This is a genomic window from Photobacterium sp. GB-72 (assembly GCF_003026095.1).
Taxonomy (GTDB): Bacteria; Pseudomonadota; Gammaproteobacteria; order Enterobacterales; family Vibrionaceae; genus Photobacterium.
Genome location: NZ_PYNV01000004.1, coordinates 217,340 through 237,895 on the forward strand (window position 1 = coordinate 217,340; position 20,556 = coordinate 237,895).

At 41.9% G+C, this 20,556-nt stretch carries 18 protein-coding genes; 17 read left to right on the forward strand and 1 reads right to left on the reverse strand.

Annotation, left to right across the window (positions count from 1 at the left end; genetic code table 11):
* Window positions 1-15: 15 nt before the first annotated feature.
* From C9J40_RS07680 to acpS, 10 genes are all read left to right on the forward strand, one after another.
* Window positions 16-672, forward strand: coding sequence for an RseA family anti-sigma factor (locus C9J40_RS07680; RefSeq protein WP_199187045.1), 657 nt, complete (start codon window positions 16-18; stop codon window positions 670-672).
* Window positions 672-1,664: a sigma-E factor regulatory protein RseB gene (rseB, locus tag C9J40_RS07685; RefSeq protein ID WP_107206623.1), complete on the forward strand. Its 993-nt coding sequence runs from the start codon at window positions 672-674 to the stop codon at window positions 1,662-1,664. Before C9J40_RS07680 ends, rseB begins: the two co-directional genes overlap by 1 nt.
* A gap of 2 nt (window positions 1,665-1,666) precedes the next feature.
* Window positions 1,667-2,164, forward strand: a complete 498-nt coding sequence (locus tag C9J40_RS07690) for a SoxR reducing system RseC family protein (RefSeq protein WP_107246383.1) — start codon at window positions 1,667-1,669, stop codon at window positions 2,162-2,164.
* Between the two features lie 76 nt (window positions 2,165-2,240).
* Window positions 2,241-4,037: a translation elongation factor 4 gene (gene lepA, locus C9J40_RS07695; RefSeq protein WP_107206625.1), complete on the forward strand. Its 1,797-nt coding sequence runs from the start codon at window positions 2,241-2,243 to the stop codon at window positions 4,035-4,037.
* Window positions 4,038-4,178: 141 nt separating this feature from the next.
* Window positions 4,179-5,078: a signal peptidase I gene (lepB, locus tag C9J40_RS07700; RefSeq protein WP_045150084.1), complete on the forward strand. Its 900-nt coding sequence runs from the start codon at window positions 4,179-4,181 to the stop codon at window positions 5,076-5,078.
* Between the two features lie 10 nt (window positions 5,079-5,088).
* Window positions 5,089-5,763 (forward strand): ribonuclease III, encoded by a 675-nt coding sequence (gene rnc, locus C9J40_RS07705; RefSeq protein ID WP_107206626.1) that lies wholly within the window; start codon window positions 5,089-5,091, stop codon window positions 5,761-5,763.
* A complete protein-coding gene (gene era, locus C9J40_RS07710; protein WP_005371444.1) occupies window positions 5,760-6,665 on the forward strand; it encodes a GTPase Era in 906 nt (301 codons plus the stop codon). The genes rnc and era overlap by 4 nt, the downstream gene beginning before the upstream one ends.
* An 8-nt stretch (window positions 6,666-6,673) precedes the next feature.
* Complete coding sequence (gene recO / locus C9J40_RS07715; protein WP_005371446.1) at window positions 6,674-7,384, forward strand: DNA repair protein RecO; 711 nt, start codon at window positions 6,674-6,676, stop codon at window positions 7,382-7,384.
* Window positions 7,381-8,112, forward strand: coding sequence for a pyridoxine 5'-phosphate synthase (gene pdxJ, locus C9J40_RS07720; protein ID WP_045128801.1), 732 nt, complete (start codon window positions 7,381-7,383; stop codon window positions 8,110-8,112). Before recO ends, pdxJ begins: the two co-directional genes overlap by 4 nt.
* Window positions 8,112-8,492, forward strand: a complete 381-nt coding sequence (gene acpS / locus C9J40_RS07725; RefSeq protein ID WP_105060928.1) for a holo-ACP synthase — start codon at window positions 8,112-8,114, stop codon at window positions 8,490-8,492. Before pdxJ ends, acpS begins: the two co-directional genes overlap by 1 nt.
* A gap of 98 nt (window positions 8,493-8,590) precedes the next feature.
* Here acpS and barA read toward each other — a convergent pair whose 3' ends face one another.
* Window positions 8,591-11,380: a two-component sensor histidine kinase BarA gene (gene barA / locus C9J40_RS07730; protein ID WP_107246385.1), complete on the reverse strand. Its 2,790-nt coding sequence runs from the start codon at window positions 11,378-11,380 to the stop codon at window positions 8,591-8,593.
* A gap of 120 nt (window positions 11,381-11,500) precedes the next feature.
* Between barA and rlmD the strand changes: the two genes are divergently transcribed.
* The 7 genes from rlmD (at window position 11,501) to eno (ending at window position 20,541) form a co-directional block, all read left to right on the forward strand.
* Complete coding sequence (gene rlmD / locus C9J40_RS07735) at window positions 11,501-12,823, forward strand: 23S rRNA (uracil(1939)-C(5))-methyltransferase RlmD (protein ID WP_107246386.1); 1,323 nt, start codon at window positions 11,501-11,503, stop codon at window positions 12,821-12,823.
* Between the two features lie 68 nt (window positions 12,824-12,891).
* A complete protein-coding gene (gene relA, locus C9J40_RS07740; RefSeq protein WP_107246388.1) occupies window positions 12,892-15,126 on the forward strand; it encodes a GTP diphosphokinase in 2,235 nt (744 codons plus the stop codon).
* 284 nt (window positions 15,127-15,410) lie between these two features.
* Window positions 15,411-15,719 carry a hypothetical protein gene (locus C9J40_RS07745; protein ID WP_146144661.1) on the forward strand — a complete coding sequence of 103 codons (309 nt, stop codon included), beginning with the start codon at window positions 15,411-15,413 and terminating at the stop codon, window positions 15,717-15,719.
* Window positions 15,720-15,864: 145 nt separating this feature from the next.
* Entirely contained in the window at window positions 15,865-16,053 is a 189-nt protein-coding gene (locus tag C9J40_RS07750; RefSeq protein ID WP_107246391.1) for a hypothetical protein, read from the forward strand.
* A 431-nt stretch (window positions 16,054-16,484) separates the two neighbouring features.
* Entirely contained in the window at window positions 16,485-17,297 is an 813-nt protein-coding gene (gene mazG, locus C9J40_RS07760) for a nucleoside triphosphate pyrophosphohydrolase (RefSeq protein WP_107246394.1), read from the forward strand.
* Between the two features lie 218 nt (window positions 17,298-17,515).
* Window positions 17,516-19,156, forward strand: a complete 1,641-nt coding sequence (locus tag C9J40_RS07765; RefSeq protein WP_107206633.1) for a CTP synthase — start codon at window positions 17,516-17,518, stop codon at window positions 19,154-19,156.
* Between the two features lie 80 nt (window positions 19,157-19,236).
* The gene (gene eno, locus C9J40_RS07770) at window positions 19,237-20,541 is read left to right on the forward strand and encodes a phosphopyruvate hydratase (RefSeq protein WP_005371469.1); all 1,305 of its coding nucleotides are present in this window, start codon (window positions 19,237-19,239) and stop codon (window positions 20,539-20,541) included.
* The last annotated feature ends 15 nt before the right edge of the window (window positions 20,542-20,556 follow it).

Here is a 20,556-nt window from a genome sequence, read left to right on the forward strand (position 1 = left end):
CCAACGGTGGAAAAAATGGCTGATAAAGAAAAGATCTCGGCATTACTTGATGGCGAAGAGCTAGATCAGAGCATTATAAATGCGCTGACTGTTGACAAAGAAGATGAGCTTATATGGCGTGACTACACCTTAATTGGTGATGTGTTACGCGGTGATGCTCCGCAATGCAAAGAATGGAATATTGCAGCGAATGTCGCATTAGCGTTAGACGATGAACCTGCCCATTCAGTTGGACATACTGAAACACCCGTTGCGGTTGTTGCAGAGCCAATTTCGCAAGCAATTGAAGATCAACCAACACCATTTAAAGCCAAGCACACGTTACCGTCATGGCTTACTCAATTTGGCCAAGTGGCCGTTGCTGCTTGTGTCTCTTTAGCTGTTATTGTTGGCGTCCAGCAGTATGATAATGAAGATAATTCATCAGGTTCAACTAACAATGATGTGCCTGTGTTACAAACCATTCCGTTTACAGGTAAAGCGGAACCGGTAAGTTTAAATACCAATATGGCAAGCAATACAGATCGTGCACCAACTGAAGCGCAGTTGATGGAGCAACGTCGTCGTATTAACTCCATGTTGCAAGATTATGAGTTACAGCTGCGTTTTAATGCGCAAGACGGCAGCCTTGATCACTCTTTACTTAAACAACATAATTCTGTGGCAGATTAATGAAAAAGATTCTGGTCGGTGCGATAGCATTGGTCAGCTTGCTTTTGCCTCTCCAAGCCTTTGCTGAAGCTGAAAAGCCTTCGGCAGAGGCTTTGTTGCTTCAAATGGAGCAGGCAAGCCAAAAGCTGAGTTACGAAATATCTTACATTCGAGTAAAAAAGAACAGTATTGATACCTTGCGTTATCGACATGCGTTAGAGGATGGTCAAGGCTATAGTCATTTACTCTACTTAAGTGGCCCTCCTCAAGAAGTGATTCAACGCGGTAATGAGGTGAGTTACTTTGAGCCCGGTCTTGATCCATTCACCGTAAAAAGTGCAAAAATAGTGGCGCCTATCATGCCGCTGATGAAGGCTAATATTCAAGAATTAGCCCATTACTATGATTTCATTTCAATGGGCCGCGCACGAGAAGCGGGCGTTACCTGCGATGTTATCCGTATTGCACCCAAAGATGGCGAACGTTACTCATATTTAATATGGATTGATCAGCTAAGTCACTTAGTGATGCGTGCTGATTTATTAGATCGAAATGGTGATTTATTAGAGCAATTTCGCGCTGTTTCTTATGCGGTGAATCCGAAAGTGGCTGAAATGCTCAGCAAGTTAAAAACGGTAAAACTACCAGAAGTGGTAAAATTACCAGTACAAGAAAAAGCTAACCTTGATTGGAAAGTATCATGGTTACCAGATGGCTTTAAATTAATTTCAGGCGATCGCCACCGCCTATTAATGACAGAGCGCCCGGTTGAAAGTCGGATGTACAGTGATGGTTTATTTAGCTTCTCTGTATATGTGTCTGATATTGATAGTTATGCGTTAAGTGGGCAACTTGTCCGTCAAGGTCGCCGAACATTGAGCAATATAGTTAAAGACAATAAAGAAATTACGGTTGTCGGCGATATTCCGCCACCAACAGCAAGACAGATTGCAGAAAGTGTCACTTTCGATAACACTAAAGGGACACCCAATAAGGCAGTAAAAGGTAATTAGTCATGATGCGCACTTTAGCGACAGTGACCGCTGTTGAAAAAGGAATGGTAACGGTAAGTTGCCAGCAACAAACAAGCTGTGGCCATTGTGCATCACGTGATAGTTGCGGAACAGGCATTGTAACGAAAGCAATGCCTGGTCGTGTCCATGATGTAAAAATAGCGACGCAATCACCGCTCTCTATCGGGCAGGTAGTTGAAATCGGCTTATCTGAGCGAAGTATGTTAAGCTCTGCCTTATTGATCTATATGCTCCCATTGCTTTTTTTACTGTTAGGCAGTGCATTGGGGCAATGGGTATTTGTTGATTTAGCCCACAGTAACGAACTGGGTGTTATCAGTTCTGCTGTTATTGCGACAACGTTAGGATTACTGATTGCACGGCACTATGCCAAACGCTTAGAAGGTAATTCAGCGTATAAGCCAACCCTTATTCGAGTTCTCGGCGCACCGATTTCATCAGATAAGCTGATAAATGCCGCATCGAAAGATAGCGAGTAGCGTTTAAATTCGGTAGAATCCGACAACTTGATCGTAAGATCCCATTCATTTTAATCACGAGCTAGTCACGCCATTCATGAAGCACATTCGTAACTTTTCGATTATCGCACATATCGACCATGGTAAGTCGACCTTATCCGACCGTCTAATTCAAGTTTGTGGCGGCCTTTCTGATCGAGAAATGGCTTCACAAGTTTTAGATTCTATGGATCTTGAACGCGAACGCGGTATTACCATCAAAGCCCAGAGCGTGACGCTCGATTACACGGCTAAAGATGGTGAAACTTATCAATTAAACTTTATCGACACACCGGGACACGTAGACTTCTCATACGAAGTTTCTCGTTCACTTGCTGCTTGTGAAGGCGCATTGCTGGTGGTTGATGCGGGTCAGGGCGTTGAAGCTCAGACTCTTGCTAACTGTTACACTGCCATTGAGATGGATTTGGAAGTAGTGCCAATCTTAAATAAGATTGACTTACCTGCGGCTGAACCTGAGCGTGTAGCTGAAGAAATTGAAGACATTGTTGGTATCGATGCTATTGATGCTGTTCGCTGTTCAGCGAAAACAGGCTTGGGTGTTGACGATGTTCTTGAAAAGATTGTTGAAGCAATTCCTGCACCTGAAGGTGATCCAGATGCGCCATTACAAGCGCTAATCATTGACTCATGGTTTGATAACTACTTAGGTGTTGTTTCTTTAGTTCGTATTAAAAACGGTAAGCTAAAGAAAAATGACAAGATTAAAGTTATGACCACAGGTCAAATCTGGGGTGTTGACCGTTTAGGTATTTTCACACCAAAACAAATTGATACAACAGAGCTAAATACAGGTGAAGTTGGTTGGGTTGTTTGTGGTATTAAAGATATTCTTGGCGCACCTGTAGGTGATACTTTAACGCTGGCAAAAGGTGGTTGTGAAACCGCGCTGCCTGGCTTTAAGAAAGTGAAACCGCAGGTATACGCAGGTCTATTCCCTGTTTCTTCTGATGATTATGAAAACTTCCGTGATGCTTTAGGTAAATTAAGCCTGAATGATGCGTCATTGTTTTATGAGCCAGAAAGCTCGTCTGCGTTAGGTTTTGGTTTCCGTTGTGGTTTCTTGGGTATGCTTCATATGGAGATTATTCAAGAGCGTCTAGAGCGTGAATATGATCTAAACCTGATCACTACAGCACCGACTGTAGTGTATGAAGTGAAGAAAACAGACGGCACAATGTTGTACGTTGATAGCCCAGCTAAACTGCCAGCAGTGAATGATATCGAGATTATGGGTGAGCCAATTGCTCGCTGTAATATTTTGGTGCCAAGCGAATACTTAGGTAATGTTATTACCTTATGTATTGAAAAGCGTGGTGTACAGGTTGATATGGTTTACCACGGCAATCAAGTTGCACTAACGTATGATATTCCAATGTCAGAAGTGGTTCTGGATTTCTTTGATCGCTTGAAATCAACATCTCGTGGTTATGCGTCACTTGATTATAATTTCCAGTGTTACCAAGAATCAGACATGGTACGTGTTGATATTCTTCTTAATGGTGAGCGTGTTGATGCACTTGCTATCATTACTCACAAAGATAACTCACAATCTCGTGGTCGTGATGTTGTTGAGAAAATGAAAGAGTTTATCCCTCGTCAGATGTTTGATATTGCAATTCAAGCCGCGATTGGTACGCATATTATTGCTCGCTCTACCGTGAAGCAATTACGTAAAAACGTAATCGCTAAGTGTTATGGCGGTGATATTAGTCGTAAGAAGAAACTGTTGCAGAAACAGAAAGAAGGTAAGAAGCGTATGAAGCAGATCGGTAACGTAGAACTGCCTCAAGAAGCATTCTTAGCGATTCTTCATGTGGGTAAAGATAAATAATTATCTTTAGCTAGTAAGCTTCAAAACGATTAGAAAGTGCTTATTTATTAATTAAATGGCACTTTCTTTTACTCTGACGCTCTAAATGGGGCAGAGCAGATCAACATTCTTCTGTTGGTCGGGTTAAACATAAGGGATAACATGGCAAACACTTTTTCTTTGATTCTGGTACTAGCTACGCTAGTAACAGGGATCATTTGGGCACTTGATAAGTTTCTTTGGGCACCGAAGCGTCAATTAAAAATAGCTGCAGCAGCTGAACAATCCGGTGGTCAAGTTGATGCTAAAACGCTAGAAAGTGTTGCGCCACAGCCTGCATGGGTTGAATCAGCAAGTTCAATGTTCCCTGTCATTGCTTTGATCATGGTATTCCGCTCTTTTATTTATGAACCTTTTCAAATTCCATCAGAATCAATGCTACCAACTTTATACGTAGGTGATTTTATTCTGGTTGAAAAATTTGCTTATGGTCTACGAGACCCTGTTTTCCACGATAAAATCGTCAGTACAGGTGAGCCAAAGCGTGGTGATGTAGTGGTGTTTAAATTCCCACCTCAGCCAAAGATTGATTATATTAAGCGTGTTGTTGGCCTACCTGGCGATACTGTTCGCTACAGTGAAGATAAGCAACTGTGTATTCAACCTAAAGGTACTTCAGTATGTAAACCGGTTAAATTAACCGATATGACTGATAGTGACTTTAAGCAAGGAATGGCACGTTTAGTTGAGTTTAAAGAACAACTGGGTGATGTTGATCACCATATTCTGATCAACCCATTACGTCGTGATCGTCGTATGGCATATGAGCCTCGTCCTGGTATTGGTGAGTGGGTTGTACCAGAAGGAAACTATTTTGTTATGGGTGATAACCGTGACAATAGTGCTGACAGTCGTTACTGGGGCTTTGTGCCAGAAGCGAATCTTGTTGGCAAGGCGGTAGCTATTTGGATCAGCTTTGAGTTTGATCGACAAGCAGATAGTTTACTTCCATCTTGGATCCCTACCGGTGTACGTTTTAATCGTATCGGTAGCATTAAATAATCGAGAGAAAATGACAACTCCAGCGAATAGGCTTCAGCGCAAGCTGGGCTACCAATTTACTAATTGTGAGTTGATGACATTAGCACTGACACATCGCAGTGCTAATGGCACCCACAATGAGCGCCTAGAGTTTTTAGGTGACTCTATTTTAAGTTTTGTTATTGCTGATGACTTATATCACCGTTTTCCTTCAGTGGATGAAGGTGATATGAGCCGAATGCGTGCAACACTAGTCCGTGGAAAAACATTGGCAGAGCTAGGTCGGGAATTCGAGCTTGGCGACCATTTGTTACTGGGACCTGGCGAGTTAAAGAGTGGTGGCTTCCGTCGCGATTCAATTCTTGCTGACTGTGTTGAAGCAATCATTGGCGCGATTTATCTAGATAGCGATGTTGAGCAAGTACGAAGTATCGTATTGGCTTGGTATAAAACTCGTCTTGATACGATTGAGCCAGGTATCAATCAAAAAGATCCAAAAACACGTCTTCAAGAGTGTTTACAAGGTCGTCGTTTACCGCTACCTGCATATACTGTAACTAAGGTACAAGGTGAAGCTCATAATCAAGAGTTCACAGTACAGTGTGACGTAACAGGTTTGGATAAACCTGTAATTGGCAAAGGCGGCAGTCGGCGCAAGGCAGAGCAGGCAGCAGCAGAACTTGCACTAAATCAGTTGGAATCATGACAGATAAACAACATTGTGGCTTTATCGCCATTGTTGGTCGACCGAATGTCGGTAAATCAACCTTGCTAAACCGTTTAGTGGGGCAGAAGTTATCTATTACTTCTCGTAAACCACAAACCACGCGCCACCGTATTATGGGTGTAGACACACGTGACGGCTATCAAGCTGTGTATGTTGATACTCCAGGATTGCACATTGAAGAAAAACGTACAATTAACCGTTTAATGAACCGTGCTGCAAGCAGTTCATTAACCGATGTTGAATTAGTATTGTTTTTAGTTGATGGCACTATGTGGACGGCTGACGATGAGATGGTATTAAACAAGCTGGCAAAGAGCCAGTTACCAACGGTATTGTTAGTGAATAAAGTTGATAACGTAAAAGATAAGCATGAGCTATTCCCTCACTTGCAAGAGCTTGCAAGTAAGATGGAGTTTGTTGATGTGATTCCGGTATCAGCAAAGCATGGTACAAACATTGATGCGGTAGAGAAAATCGTACGTCAGCACTTACCTGAATGTGAGTACTACTTCCCTGAAGAATACGTAACTGATCGTTCTCAACGCTTTATGGCCTCTGAAATTATCCGTGAAAAGCTGATGCGTTTTACGGGTGATGAATTGCCATACGCTGTGACGGTTGAAATCGAGCGATTCGACTACAACCCTGAAACCGATGGTTTCGATATCAATGGTTTGATTCTGGTTGAGCGTAAAGGCCAGAAGAAAATGGTGATTGGTAAAGGTGGCGATAAAATCAAAGTGATAGGGCGCGAAGCGCGTTTAGACATGGAAGACTTGTTTGAACGTAAAGTTTACCTTGAACTTTGGGTTAAAGTGAAATCAGGTTGGGCAGATGACGAACGTGCACTGCGTAGCCTTGGTTACATCGACGACTTATAAGGGTAGTAATGGAAGGGCTACAGCGTTGTTTTGTCCTTCATTCTCGTCCCTATAGTGAGACGAGCCTGATCCTTGATGTATTTAGCGAGGATCATGGCCGTCTTACTCTTCTTTCTAAAGGCGCTCGCCGTAAACGTTCTAATCTAAAAGGCACACTCCAACCTTTTACTCCCTTATTTATGAAGTGGAGTGGTAAAGGTGCGATGCCTGTTCTCACTCATGCCGAACCTATCAGTATAGGTTTACCCTTACGCAGCTATATTTTATATTCAGCAATGTATGTGAATGAAATACTGGTACGTGTATTGGGCAACCATACCCCTTACCCACAGTTGTTTCTGGATTATTTGAATGTGCTTAGAGAGCTAGCACAAGCGGATAACCCAGAGCCTGCTTTGCGCCGCTTCGAGCTTTCTCTGCTACATCATCTAGGCTACGGGATTGATTTTCTGCATTGCGCTGGTAGTGGATTAAGTGTTGAAGATGATATGACCTATAACTATCGCGAGCAGCAGGGGTTTATTGCTTCAATGAAAATTGGTTTATTAACCTTTCGTGGTAATGAATTAAAAGCCATTGCTGCGAGGCGATTTGAAACCCCAGAGCAGTTGCGGGCAGCAAAACGATTTACAAGGATGGCATTAAAACCATATCTTGGTTCTAAGCCATTAAAAAGCCGGGAATTGTTTATCCCGCGAGGAAGGAGAATCGGAACATGAACAATATATTACTTGGCGTGAACATCGATCATATTGCGACATTACGTAATGCACGTGGTACACGTTACCCAGATCCTGTTCATGCTGCAGAAGTAGCCGAGCGAGCAGGCGCTGATGGCATCACTATTCATTTGCGTGAAGATCGTCGTCACATTAATGATCGTGATGTGCGTATTTTACGTGAGACGATCCAAACTCGCATGAATTTAGAAATGGCCGTCACTGATGAAATGGTGGCAATTGCGTTAGATGTTAAGCCTGAATATGTTTGCTTAGTACCAGAAAAGCGTGAAGAGTTAACCACAGAAGGTGGTCTAGATGTCGCAGGTCAACTTGAAAAAGTAAAAGCGGCAACAGAAAAACTTACAGCTGCTGGGATCAAAGTGTCACTTTTCATTGATGCTGATCGCGCGCAAATTGATGCAGCTCATGCATGTGGCGCACCGTTTATTGAGCTTCATACTGGGCAATACGCAGAAGCGACAACCGAAGAGGCACAATCGGATGAGCTGAAGAAGATTGCTGCAGGTGCAAGCTACGCTCACAATTTAGGTATTAAAGTAAATGCAGGACATGGTTTAACTTATCACAATGTTAAGCCGATAGCGGCATTGCCAGAGCTGTATGAACTTAACATTGGTCATTCTATTATGGGACGAGCAATGTTTGATGGGTTAGAAAAGTCAGTGGCTGATATGCGTTTGCTAATGCAGGAAGCGCGTGGTTAATGGCGATTGTTGGTTTAGGGACTGATATTGCTGAAATTGAGCGAGTCGAAAAAGTCTTTGCTCGCTCAGGTGATGCGTTCGCCCAGAAAATACTGTCTAGCTCTGAGCTTGAACAGTTTCAGCAATTGAAGCTAAAAGGGCGCTTTTTAGCAAAACGTTTTGCGGTAAAAGAAGCAGCATCAAAAGCACTCGGTACCGGTATTGCGTGTGGCGTCTCTTTCCATGATTTTACGGTTAAAAATGATGAGCGTGGTAAGCCATTACTGAGCTTATCAGGTAAAGCAAATGAACTAGCGCAAGCAATGGGCGTGAATCATGTTCACCTTACCATTGCTGATGAGCGTCATTATGCTGTTGCAACGGTCATTTTAGAACGTTGAATCGTGATTCGTTTTTCACGTTAATAAATAAAAAGCGGTAGATAATATATCTACCGCTTTTTTGATCGTTAGCTTATCTGTTTTAAAACAAAAACGGGTTAGTTTCGATAGTCTTTAGACGCTTTGACAATGTTATCCATTTCATCAACCAGCTCTAATAGCTCTGGTTCAATATTGGACAGGGTTGCATTAGCCTTAAGTGCGGTTTCAATTTCCAAACATAAATTCTTCAGGCGTGGAACACCGCTGTAAGCGCAGCTACCGTGTAATTTATGAATCGGTGGCCAGAGTTCAACATCTTTACCATCCAGTGCTTCATTTACCAGCATTTCTACCTCAGGCATGAAATCAAGCAGCATTTGCAGCATGTCATAGGCTAAATCTTCTTTTCCTGCCGCTTGTTTTAACGCTAAATCCCAATCAAAACTAACGTGGTTATTGTTTATTACTGGAGCGACATCATTAACTTGTCCTTCAAGCGTCACTGGCATTCTGTTTACAGATGGTGGCGTTGCTTGCGGTGTGGTTGGGGCAATCCATTTTGCTAAAATTTGCTGCAGAATCTGCTCTTCAATCGGTTTGGTGAGGTAATCATCCATACCTGCATTGATTAAGCGCTCGCGCTCACCTGCCATAGCATGAGCGGTAACAGCAATCACTGGGGTATTTTTATTAAGTGCTGTTTCATGGATTTTCTGACAGGCTGTCACGCCATCCATTTCCGGCATTTGAATATCCATAAAGATCAAATCAAAGGCTTTACTTTGAGCATATTCAACCGCTTTTTTACCACCGGTTGCGGTAATAACGGTTTCCACTCGTTCACCAAGTAGTGCAGAGATCAGTTTTAAGTTCGCTGGGTTATCATCAACCGCCATCACCGTTAGTGGTTGTAGTGTTTCGGTAGTGGTGGGTAATAAAGGTACTTCTAATTCACTTTGCTGCTCATCATCATTATCGCAGAGTGCTTCAAACAGTTTACGTTGCGCCAGCGGTTTACCTAGACAGGCTGACACACCTGTTTGGGTCAGTTTTTCTGATAACGCAAGTTCTGTTGTCGGTAAGCAAACCAAGACCTTTTCAGCGGTTTGCTCTGCTTTAAATACATCATTGAGTATGACTGGCAGTGGTGGCTGCTCACCCGGCGATAAACACAATAGAGCGAAGTCATGGTGATCAATATCATCAGGCATAGAAGCGCGGTAAGTAACATGTACGCCTGCTAACATTAGACGTTGCTGTATCACTGATGCTGCTTGCATGTTGGCCTCAACCAGAAGTAATGACTTACCTTCAAGTGAAGTGGTATCAATAGGCTGTGATACAGGTAGATCTGTTTTGTTCATTTTGATGGTGAACCAGAAGGTCGAGCCTTGGTGTAAGCGACTAGTTAAGCTCACTTCACCGCCCATTTGACTTACCAGTTTCTGGGTGATCACTAGACCTAATCCTGTACCGCCATAACGGCGAGAAATACTGGCGTCGGCTTGGCTAAATGCTTGGAATAATTGCGCTTGCTGACGCTCTGAAATACCAATACCAGTATCGCGGACCATAAATTGCAGGGCGATATTATTATCGACTTCGGATTTTAACTCGACAGAGACATCAATATTGCCATGCTCGGTAAACTTAACTGCATTACCAATTAAGTTAGTGACCACTTGCTGAATACGTAATGGGTCACCAATTAAGCCTGCTGGAATACGATCATCAATCTTCAGTGTCAGCTCTAGGCCTTTTTCGTGGGCACTTGGTGCAAGTAAGCGCATGACTTCATCGAGTGAATCTGTAAAGTCGAAAGGAATGTTTTCCAGTAACAGTTTACCCGCTTCGAGCTTCGAGAAATCGAGAATGTCATTGATGATGGTCAGCAGGTTATTGGCTGAATTCTCAATCGTTAATAGGTAATCTTTCTGGCTAGTGTTCAGTTTGGTTTTGAGCATTTGTCGGGTAAAGCCAATGACCCCATTTAGCGGAGTGCGGAGCTCATGAGACATATTGGCTAAAAACTCTGATTTCACCCGTGCCGCTTCCTGCGCACGCTTTTTCGCAATATCTAATTCAACGTTCTGAATTTCTAGCTGCTCTAAGGTTTCACGTAGATCGGATGTTGCTTGATCGATACTTTGTTGCATTTCAATGTGGTATTCCGACAACGAAATTGCCATAGCATTAATACCGTTTTTCAGGGTATCTAATTCGCCCAACAATCGGCCTTCAATTCGAATATCAAGGTGGCCGCGACGGATCCTATCTACCACACTGATCATATGAGAAATGGGTTGTGTTACGTCTTGCATCAAGCGATACGCAAACAATGATGACAGGGTTAAGCCCAGTAATAACACCATTAAGGCGGTAAATACTTCTTGGTATTGTTGTAGACGTAGCGTGCTGAGATCCAGCTCGATAGCGATATAGCCGAGGGCTTTACCACGAACATCGCTACCAACATTCGTTCCAAATTGACCTTCGGTAAGAATGGGCGCGCGTAATATTAAGGTGTTATCGGTTAACTGGGTATCCAGTAGCCGAGGAATAGGTTTGCCCTTTGGGTACATGAAGGAATCAAAATTACGGTGAAAGTTAGATGTGGCAAAAATATGGTTATGGTTATCAAACACCGCGATGCTGCGGATGATGTCGGAATGTTTTCTATGGGTATAACCAATCAACCGACGAATTGCTTCTCGGTTTTTTTCTGTCATGCCGTATTCCGCTGAAATCGCTAACGGCTCGATGATACTTGCACCTGTAGAAATCAGCTGATGTTCTAGATCCTGATAACGGCTCATGGTGAAAAAAGCGCTTAATAATAAGCCAATAATAAGTGTAGGTGCTAATGTCAGAGTAAATACTCTGGCACGAAGTCCATATCTGGTCATGGTTCTCTTAATTACAAGCAGATAAATCTGTGGGAGAATTGGCTCCCATCAGTAGCACTAGATTAAATAAATCAGTGCTGTTCGACAAATACTCAATGCCTGAACAGTGAGCAAAATTTTATGGCACGCTTTTTTAAGCCTCAAAAACGTAAAACTGATACGAAGCATAAAGAAATAACTATCAGCCGTTTAGATCATATCGGCGCTGGCATCGGCCATTTGAACAACAAACCTGTTTTCATTGATGGTGCATTACCCGATGAAACCGTTGTTGTGCAATTGACGGAAGACAAAAAAAATTATGCCCGAGCTCGCGTGATCAAACGTTTAAAAGACAGTGCTGCGCGTATTAAACCTCATTGTCCAATCTATGACCAGTGTGGCGGTTGTAACTTGCAACATTTATCCCACCAAGGTCAAGTTATCGCCAAACAACAGACGCTAAGTGAATTGATGGCGAAATTTGCGATCACAGAAAAAGACGATGCCTCACAAGTTGAGCCTATTGTTGGGCAAAGTGAACATTATCGTCGCTGTGCACGTTTTAGTGTCCGTATGCTACCTAATGGCAAAATGGTATTTGGCTTTCGTAAAAAACAGAGTAAAGACATCGTTGATGTGAATGCTTGTCCTGTTTTGGCGACCACACTTAATGATTTGTTACCGCCATTACGTGAACTGTTAAGCAACCTTAAAGGACGTAAACATGTTGGCCATATAGAATTGGTCAATGCAGATAATGGTCGCGTATTGTTAATTCGTCATTTGCAGCCATTCAATGACAACGATCTCGCAGCGATTAAAGCTTTCGCTACTGAACATGCATTGATGCTATTTTTAGCGCCGTCGTCAGATGAGCTTGACCATGTGTTAGGTGAGGAGCCGTACTACGATATTGACGATGTAAGACTGACGTTCTCACCAAAAGATTTTATTCAGGTTAATCGAGACGTAAACGTAAAAATGGTTGAGCAAGCGATAAATTGGCTTGATATTCAGCCGCAGGATAGGGTACTCGATTTATTCTGTGGGCTAGGCAATTTCAGCCTTCCGCTAGCAAGACGAGCGAAAGCGGTAGTCGGCGTGGAAGGTGTTGATGAAATGGTCGCGCGAGCGACTGCTAATGCGGCAGCAAATGGTCTAGATAACGCAACATTTTATCAAGCAAATTTGGATGAAGATGTAACGAAACTAGTGTGGGCGCAAGAGCAATTTGATAAGATTTTACTAGACCCAGCACGAGCTGGGGCGGCTGGCGTGATGCAGCATATTGTAAATTTAGCGCCAAGCAAAGTGGTCTATGTATCATGTAACCCAGCAACATTGGCTCGTGATAGTCAAATGTTGTTGCAGCAAGGGTATAAGTTGGCACGTCTTGGTATGATGGATATGTTCCCTCATACAGGGCATTTAGAATCAATGGCGTTGTTTGTTAAAAGCTAATCACCATAAAAAAAATAGCAATGTGATGTAAGACAATCATCGGTATTCAGAGAAAACAGGATAGAAACATGGTCGCAGTTCGCGGTGCGCATTTAAAGGAAAATACCACATTTGAGCTTGTCTCGTGGGTCGAGAGTTTACGTCAAGATGCAAAAGTATCGAGTCGGATAGAAGGAACATATCAGCGTTGTATTGAACTTGCCGCTGAACAAGAAAATGGTCAGTTACTGTTGTGGCGTGGTCGTGAGCTAGTTGAAATCCTTGTCACCTTGAGTATGGATGCTGATACGTTAATTGCAGCCTTGTTATACCCATTAGTGGAAGGTGGTTGTTACAGCACTGACGCGTTAAAAGAAGAATATAGCGGGACGATTTTACATTTAGTTCAAGGTGTTGAACAAATGTGTGCAATCAGTCAGTTAAAATCAACGGCGGAAGAAACTGCGCAAGCTGCGCAGGTGGATAATATTCGACGTATGTTACTGTCGATGGTTGATGATTTCCGTTGTGTGGTTATTAAATTGGCTGAACGTATCTGTAATTTACGTGAAGTTAAAGATCAGCCTGATGAAGTACGTCGAGCTGCAGCGCAAGAATGTGCCAACATTTATGCACCATTAGCAAACCGTCTTGGTATTGGTCAGCTTAAATGGGAAATTGAAGATTACGCCTTCCGTTATCAGCATCCTGATACTTACAAACAAATCGCAAAGCAGTTATCTGAGCGTCGTATCGACCGTGAAGGCTACATTACTCATTTTGTTGATGATTTATCTGACGCGATGAAAGCATCAAATATTAAAGCAGAAGTGCAAGGTCGTCCTAAGCATATTTATAGCATTTGGCGCAAAATGCAGAAGAAAAGCTTAGAATTTGATGAGCTTTTTGATGTTCGAGCTGTACGTATTGTTGCTGAAGAGCTACAAGACTGTTACGCCGCATTAGGTGTGGTGCACACTAAATACCGTCACTTACCGAAAGAGTTTGATGACTACGTTGCCAACCCAAAACCTAATGGTTACCAGTCTATCCACACTGTGGTGTTAGGCCCTGAAGGTAAAACGATTGAAATTCAGATCCGTACCAAGCAAATGCATGAAGAATCTGAATTAGGGGTTGCGGCACACTGGAAGTATAAAGAAGGTACAGCATCAGGCGGTGCACAATCGGCTTACGATGAGAAAATCAATTGGCTGCGTAAGCTATTAGCATGGCAAGAAGAAATGTCAGATTCTGGCGAAATGCTGGATGAGCTTCGTAGTCAGGTATTTGATGATCGCGTCTATGCTTTCACCCCTAAAGGGGATGTGGTTGACTTGCCATCGAATGCGACACCGCTTGATTTTGCTTATCATATTCACTCTGAAGTGGGCCACCGTTGTATTGGTGCCAAAGTAGAAGGGCGTATTGTCCCTTTCACTTATCATCTTCAAATGGGCGATCAAGTTGAGATCATCACGCAAAAAGAGCCGAATCCGTCACGAGATTGGTTAAACCCTAACTTAGGGTTTGTGACATCTAGCCGTGCTCGTGCCAAAGTGCATGCGTGGTTCCGTAAGCAAGATCGTGATAAGAATATTATTGCGGGTAAAGAGATCTTAGAAGCTGAGCTGGTAAAAATTCATGCAACATTAAAAGATGCGCAATATTATGCGGCAAAACGTTTTAATGTGAAATCGCCTGAAGAGCTATATGCGGGGATTGGCAGTGGTGATTTACGTATTAATCAGGTGATTAACCATATTAATGCGCTAGTGAATAAACCAACAGCTGAAGAAGAAGATCAGCAGCTTTTAGAAAAGCTATCTGAGGCAAGTAATAAACAAGCCACAAACCACAAAAAACCGCAACGTGATGCTGTTGTTGTTGAAGGTGTTGATAACCTGATGACTCACCTTGCGCGTTGTTGTCAGCCTATTCCTGGCGATGATATTCAAGGTTTTGTTACACAAGGCCGTGGTATTTCTGTTCACCGTATGGATTGTGAGCAGCTTGAAGAGCTTCGTCATCATGCGCCAGAGCGTATTATTGATACGGTTTGGGGCGGTGGTTTTGTCGGTAACTATACCATTACCGTGCGTGTGACGGCTTCTGAGCGTAATGGCTTATTGAAAGAATTAACCAATACTTTAATGAATGAAAAAGTGAAAGTAGCGGGAATGAAAAGCCGAGTTGATTATAAAAAGCAAATGTCTATCATGGACTTTGAACTTGAATTAACTGATTTAGAAGTGTTGGGACGTGTACTTAAACGCATCGAACAAGTTAAAGATGTTGCCGAGGCTAAACGTTTATACGGTTAATTAACTGATTAAAATATAAATTAAGGGGAGCGATATGCTTCCCTTTTTATTTATTACGACATAATGAATAGTAGTAATTATTAACGCGCACATCTTAAAATGGAATAATTTATTAATTTAATGATCTAAAATAAGACTTGATGTTGACTCATATATAATAGACCGATAGTATTCTATTAACTTTAAAATAAAGACTCAGTATGTATTTATCTCAATTACATAAAATATTATATGCATTATTTATAGCAATATTACTGTTAAGTAGTAGTGTGAATGCTGCGTATATGAGTCAAAATGTTCAAGTCTCTAATGTTGCTAATTTAGCAAGTAATATTAAGAGCGAACTGCAATACCAGCAAACGGCTACTCAACAATCTCATCACTGTAGTTTGCAATGTGAGAATAGTTGTAATGATTGTTCACAGTGCTCATGTTGTCGAGTACTGCCTCGTACTGGCAGTAATCCATTTCATCTACTCTCTTTTTCTCCGCTTATTATCACTCGTGTCAGTAAGCTGTTACCGATTGAATATCTTCAAGAGTCGCTTGTTCTTGCCGTTATAAAATCAATTTATCGCCCTCCTATTGCCTAATAGTTTGCTTATTTCTGGATCTAAATTGGATTCAAAGTAAGTGTTAATTTCACAAATTAATTATCCCATCTTAATTATATAGATGAGTGATGATTGTTATTAATTAATGATGTTGCTTTATAAATAAAGCGGCAAGAGAACTATTATGAAAAATTTACTATTAAAATTATTAACTAAAAATAGTATTACGAGTGTTTTATTACTTATTTCAACATTTCTTATTCCTGATAATAATTTTATCAATGTACCTAGTGATGACATCAAACAATTGCTGTTTTTTATTCTTTGCCTGCAGGGAATGAAAGTGGGTGCAGATAAAGTAACGTTTAAATAATTAACGGGGGTATTATGAAGTCGAATGTATTAAGCATGATTAGAGAAAAAAGTCTTACAATAGTACTGTTATTGTTAATGTCATTTCTGTTGCCAAACTATGCGTTAGCAGAGTCTTATAGCGTAGATTCTTCTAATCACACGTGCTCTCATCACTCTGATTGCCAACACCATGATTCACATCACCAAGGGTGTAGACACCATCGCCATGAGTCACATCAACATCGATGTGATAATCATCATTATGATGGTGATAATGGACATGAAAATTGTGCTCATGCTAGAGATCATCATAAGCAACATGAGCATTGCCAACATGATGATGATTGATCGTTGCTATGAATTTCTAAATTAGTTTTCTAGTATTAACTATCGAAGTTTTGGCGCTTTAAAGTTAGCAGCTGAAAGCGCCATTTTTAAAGAGTTGATGGTATGGAAAATAAAAAAGCATCTCAGATGGAACAATTATTAGCAATTATGTCTCAGTTGCGAGACCCACATCGTGGTTGTCCGTGGGATTTGAAACAAAACTTTGATTCAATCGTTCCCTATACCCTTGAAGAAGCCTATGAAGTGGCTGATGCCATCGAGCAGAAAAACTGGAACGATGTAAAAGAAGAATTAGGTGATTTATTGTTTCAAGTTGTTTTTTATAGTCAGATGGCCAAAGAACAAGGGTTGTTTGAATTTGACGATGTAGTGGCAGGCATAAGTGAAAAGCTGGTCCGTCGTCATCCCCATGTTTTTAGTAATGCTGATTTTGATGATGAAGCAGCCGTTCAACAAAACTGGGAAGCCGAAAAAGCCAAAGAGCGCGCAGCTAAAGAGCAAGATGTGAGCTTGCTTGCCAATATTCCAAACGCATTACCGGCATTAATGCGTGCTGATAAAATTCAAAAACGCTGCGCGAATGTTGGTTTTGATTGGGATGAATTAGCACCAGTGGTTGATAAAGTAAAAGAAGAGCTTGATGAAGTGATGGACGAAGTGATTCAAGCGGTGCCAGAACAACAACGAATAGAAGAAGAGCTCGGTGATCTACTATTTTCAGTGGTGAATTTAAGTCGTCATTTAAAAGTAAAACCAGAGATGGCATTACAAAAAGCTAATAAAAAATTTGAAAAGCGTTTTCGCCAAGTGGAAGAAAGTGTGCTAGAACAAGGAAAGATCATTAGTCAGTGTTCATTAACTGAGCTAGATGAAGCATGGAATAGTGTTAAAGATAAAGAAAGTAAAAATCAGTAATTAAAAATTCAGCATGATTTTTAAATGCATTATACCATTATGGTATTGTTTTGGTTGTTAAAGCTTGATATTTCAGTGGCATAACGCTTACTTGATTTGAAGCAAAAAAAATCAAATGGCGGTGTGATAGTTTTCACGTTGTGGCGATAAATGGTGTCTGGTATACTAATTTCCCGTCCAGATACATTTATCCTCTACACCAATCTTCCAGGTTAAACATGACTACGAATTACATTTTTGTTACGGGCGGAGTAGTTTCCTCTCTAGGTAAAGGCATTGCTGCTGCATCACTTGCAGCGATTTTAGAAGCACGTGGTCTTAACGTGACTATGATGAAGCTTGACCCTTACATCAACGTTGATCCAGGCACAATGAGCCCAATTCAACACGGCGAAGTATTCGTTACGGAAGACGGTGCAGAGACTGACCTAGACTTAGGTCACTACGAGCGTTTCATTCGTACCAAGATGACTAAGCGTAATAACTTTACAGCTGGTCGTGTGTACGCAGACGTATTACGCAAAGAGCGTCGTGGTGATTACTTAGGTGCAACGATTCAGGTAATTCCTCATATCACTAATGAAATCAAATCTCGCGTGTTAGCGGGTGCTGAAGGTCATGATGTAGCAATCGTTGAAGTAGGCGGTACTGTGGGTGATATTGAATCACTCCCATTTATGGAAGCTATTCGTCAATTAGCCGTAGAGCAAGGTCGTGAAAACACCATGTTCATGCACTTGACACTTGTTCCTTACCTAGCAGCGGCTGGCGAAGTGAAAACTAAGCCAACTCAGCACTCAGTAAAAGAACTTCTTTCTATTGGTATTCAGCCAGACATCTTAGTGTGTCGTTCTGATCGTATGATCCCTGCCAATGAGCGTGCAAAAATTGCCCTGTTCTGTAACGTGCAGGAAAAAGCTGTTATCTCAATGAAAGATGTAGATTCAATCTACAAAATCCCACAATTAATTAAGTCTCAAGGTCTTGATGATTTAGTGTGTAAGCGCTTTGGTATTACAGCACCAGAAGCTGATCTTTCTGAGTGGGAACAAGTTATTTATGAAGAAGCGAACCCTACCTCTGAAGTCGTTATTGGTATGGTTGGTAAGTACATTGAACTGCCAGACGCATATAAGTCAGTTAACGAAGCACTTAAACACGCGGGCCTGAAAAATCGTCTATCAGTAAAAATCAAATACATCGATTCTCAAGATGTTGAGTCAAAAGGTACAGAAGTACTGGCTGGCCTTGATGCAATCTTGGTTCCAGGTGGTTTTGGTAGCCGTGGTGTTGAAGGTAAGATCCTTACTGCTCAATACGCACGTGAAAATAATATTCCATACCTAGGTATTTGTTTAGGTATGCAGGTAGCATTAATCGAATTTGCTCGAAATGTAGCCAAAATGTCTGATGCGCATTCAACTGAATTTAATGCTGAAACTAAATATCCAGTCGTTGGTCTTATTACTGAGTGGATTGATAGTGAAGGTAAAGTTGAAGAGCGTACTGAGAAATCAGATCTAGGCGGTACAATGCGCCTTGGCTCTCAGCTATGTCATCTACAAGATGGTTCTAAAGCGCGTACGTTATACGGTCAGCCAACGATCCATGAGCGTCACCGTCACCGTTACGAAGTAAACAACACTTTACTACCTAAGCTTGAAAAAGCAGGTCTAAAAGTATCTGGTTTGTCTGCTGACAAGAAACTTGTTGAAATTATTGAAGTTCCGAATCACCCTTGGTTCGTAGCTGCACAGTTCCACCCTGAGTTCACATCGACACCTCGTGATGGGCACCCATTGTTTGAAGGTTTTGTAAAAGCGGCGGGTGCATACCACCGTGGTGAGCTTAACCAGTAAGGATTACTGATAGCTGTAGTTGTTATGGCTACAGCTATTTTTTTAGCTTTTAATTTGAAGATAAAGCAAGAGGAAACACAATGTCTAAGATCGTTAAAGTTCTAGCTCGTGAAATCATTGACTCACGTGGTAACCCAACAATTGAAGCTGAAGTTCACCTAGAAGGTGGTTTCGTAGGTATGGCTGCTGCGCCATCTGGTGCTTCAACTGGTTCTCGTGAAGCTCTAGAGCTTCGTGATGGTGATAAATCTCGTTTCCTAGGCAAAGGCGTTCTGAAAGCTGTTGCTGCTGCAAATGGTCCAATCGCTGAAGCACTAATCGGCCAAGATGCAAAAGACCAAGCTGCAATCGACCAAGTTATGATCGACCTTGACGGTACTGAAAACAAATCAAACTTCGGTGCTAACGCAATCCTAGCTGTATCACTAGCTAACGCAAAAGCTGCTGCGGCATCTAAAGGCATGCCTTTATTCGAGCACATTGCAGAGCTAAACGGTACTGCTGGTCAGTTCTCTATGCCTCTACCTATGATGAACATCATCAACGGTGGTGAGCACGCAGATAACACTGTTGATATTCAAGAGTTCATGATTCAGCCAGTAGGTGCTAAGACACTTCGTGAAGCTGTACGTATGGGTTCTGAAGTATTCCACAGCCTAGCTAAAGTTCTTAAGTCTAAGGGCATGAGCACAGCGGTAGGTGACGAAGGTGGTTTCGCACCAAACCTAGAGTCAAACGAAGCTGCTCTTAAAGCAATTAAAGAAGCTGTTGAAGCTGCAGGTTACGAGCTAGGTACTGATATTACTCTAGCAATGGACTGTGCTGCATCTGAGTTCTACAACAAAGAGCAAGGCATCTACGATCTTAAAGGTGAAGGTAAGCAATTCACTTCAGAAGAGTTCAACTACTTCCTTAAAGATCTAACTGAGAAGTTCCCAGCGATCGTTTCTATCGAAGATGGTCTAGACGAATCAGATTGGGCTGGCTTCAAGCACCAAACTGAACTACTAGGTGACAAAATTCAACTAGTAGGTGACGATCTATTCGTTACAAACACTAAGATTTTCGCTGAAGGTATTGAGAAAGGTATCACTAACTCAATCCTAATCAAGCTTAACCAAATCGGTTCTCTAACTGAAACTCTAGCTGCTATTAAGATGGCTAAAGACGCTGGTTACACTGCTGTTATCTCTCACCGTTCAGGCGAGACAGAAGACGCAACTATCGCTGATCTAGCGGTAGGTACTGCTGCAGGTCAAATCAAAACGGGTTCTATGAGCCGTTCTGACCGTGTTGCTAAGTACAACCAACTTATCCGTATCGAAGAAGCACTAGGTGAGCGTGCTCCTTTCAACGGTCTTAAAGAAGTTAAAGGCCAAGCTTAATTTTTTATTAAGCGA

Excerpts from the sequence above, each read along its gene's own strand:
- era (WP_005371444.1), top strand. The coding sequence starts at position 5,760 with ATGACAGATAAACAACATTGTGGCTTTATCGCCATTGTTGGTCGACCG.
- pdxJ (WP_045128801.1), top strand. The coding sequence starts at position 7,381 with ATGAACAATATATTACTTGGCGTGAACATCGATCATATTGCGACATTA.
- C9J40_RS07765 (WP_107206633.1), top strand. The coding sequence starts at position 17,516 with ATGACTACGAATTACATTTTTGTTACGGGCGGAGTAGTTTCCTCTCTA.
- C9J40_RS07690 (WP_107246383.1), top strand. The coding sequence starts at position 1,667 with ATGATGCGCACTTTAGCGACAGTGACCGCTGTTGAAAAAGGAATGGTA.
- C9J40_RS07750 (WP_107246391.1), top strand. The coding sequence starts at position 15,865 with ATGAAAAATTTACTATTAAAATTATTAACTAAAAATAGTATTACGAGT.
- C9J40_RS07680 (WP_199187045.1), top strand. The coding sequence starts at position 16 with ATGGCTGATAAAGAAAAGATCTCGGCATTACTTGATGGCGAAGAGCTA.
- mazG (WP_107246394.1), top strand. The coding sequence starts at position 16,485 with ATGGAAAATAAAAAAGCATCTCAGATGGAACAATTATTAGCAATTATG.
- C9J40_RS07745 (WP_146144661.1), top strand. The coding sequence starts at position 15,411 with ATGAGTCAAAATGTTCAAGTCTCTAATGTTGCTAATTTAGCAAGTAAT.
- acpS (WP_105060928.1), top strand. The coding sequence starts at position 8,112 with ATGGCGATTGTTGGTTTAGGGACTGATATTGCTGAAATTGAGCGAGTC.
- barA (WP_107246385.1), bottom strand. The coding sequence starts at position 11,380 with ATGACCAGATATGGACTTCGTGCCAGAGTATTTACTCTGACATTAGCA.
- lepA (WP_107206625.1), top strand. The coding sequence starts at position 2,241 with ATGAAGCACATTCGTAACTTTTCGATTATCGCACATATCGACCATGGT.
- lepB (WP_045150084.1), top strand. The coding sequence starts at position 4,179 with ATGGCAAACACTTTTTCTTTGATTCTGGTACTAGCTACGCTAGTAACA.
- relA (WP_107246388.1), top strand. The coding sequence starts at position 12,892 with ATGGTCGCAGTTCGCGGTGCGCATTTAAAGGAAAATACCACATTTGAG.
- recO (WP_005371446.1), top strand. The coding sequence starts at position 6,674 with ATGGAAGGGCTACAGCGTTGTTTTGTCCTTCATTCTCGTCCCTATAGT.
- rseB (WP_107206623.1), top strand. The coding sequence starts at position 672 with ATGAAAAAGATTCTGGTCGGTGCGATAGCATTGGTCAGCTTGCTTTTG.
- rlmD (WP_107246386.1), top strand. The coding sequence starts at position 11,501 with ATGGCACGCTTTTTTAAGCCTCAAAAACGTAAAACTGATACGAAGCAT.
- rnc (WP_107206626.1), top strand. The coding sequence starts at position 5,089 with ATGACAACTCCAGCGAATAGGCTTCAGCGCAAGCTGGGCTACCAATTT.
- eno (WP_005371469.1), top strand. The coding sequence starts at position 19,237 with ATGTCTAAGATCGTTAAAGTTCTAGCTCGTGAAATCATTGACTCACGT.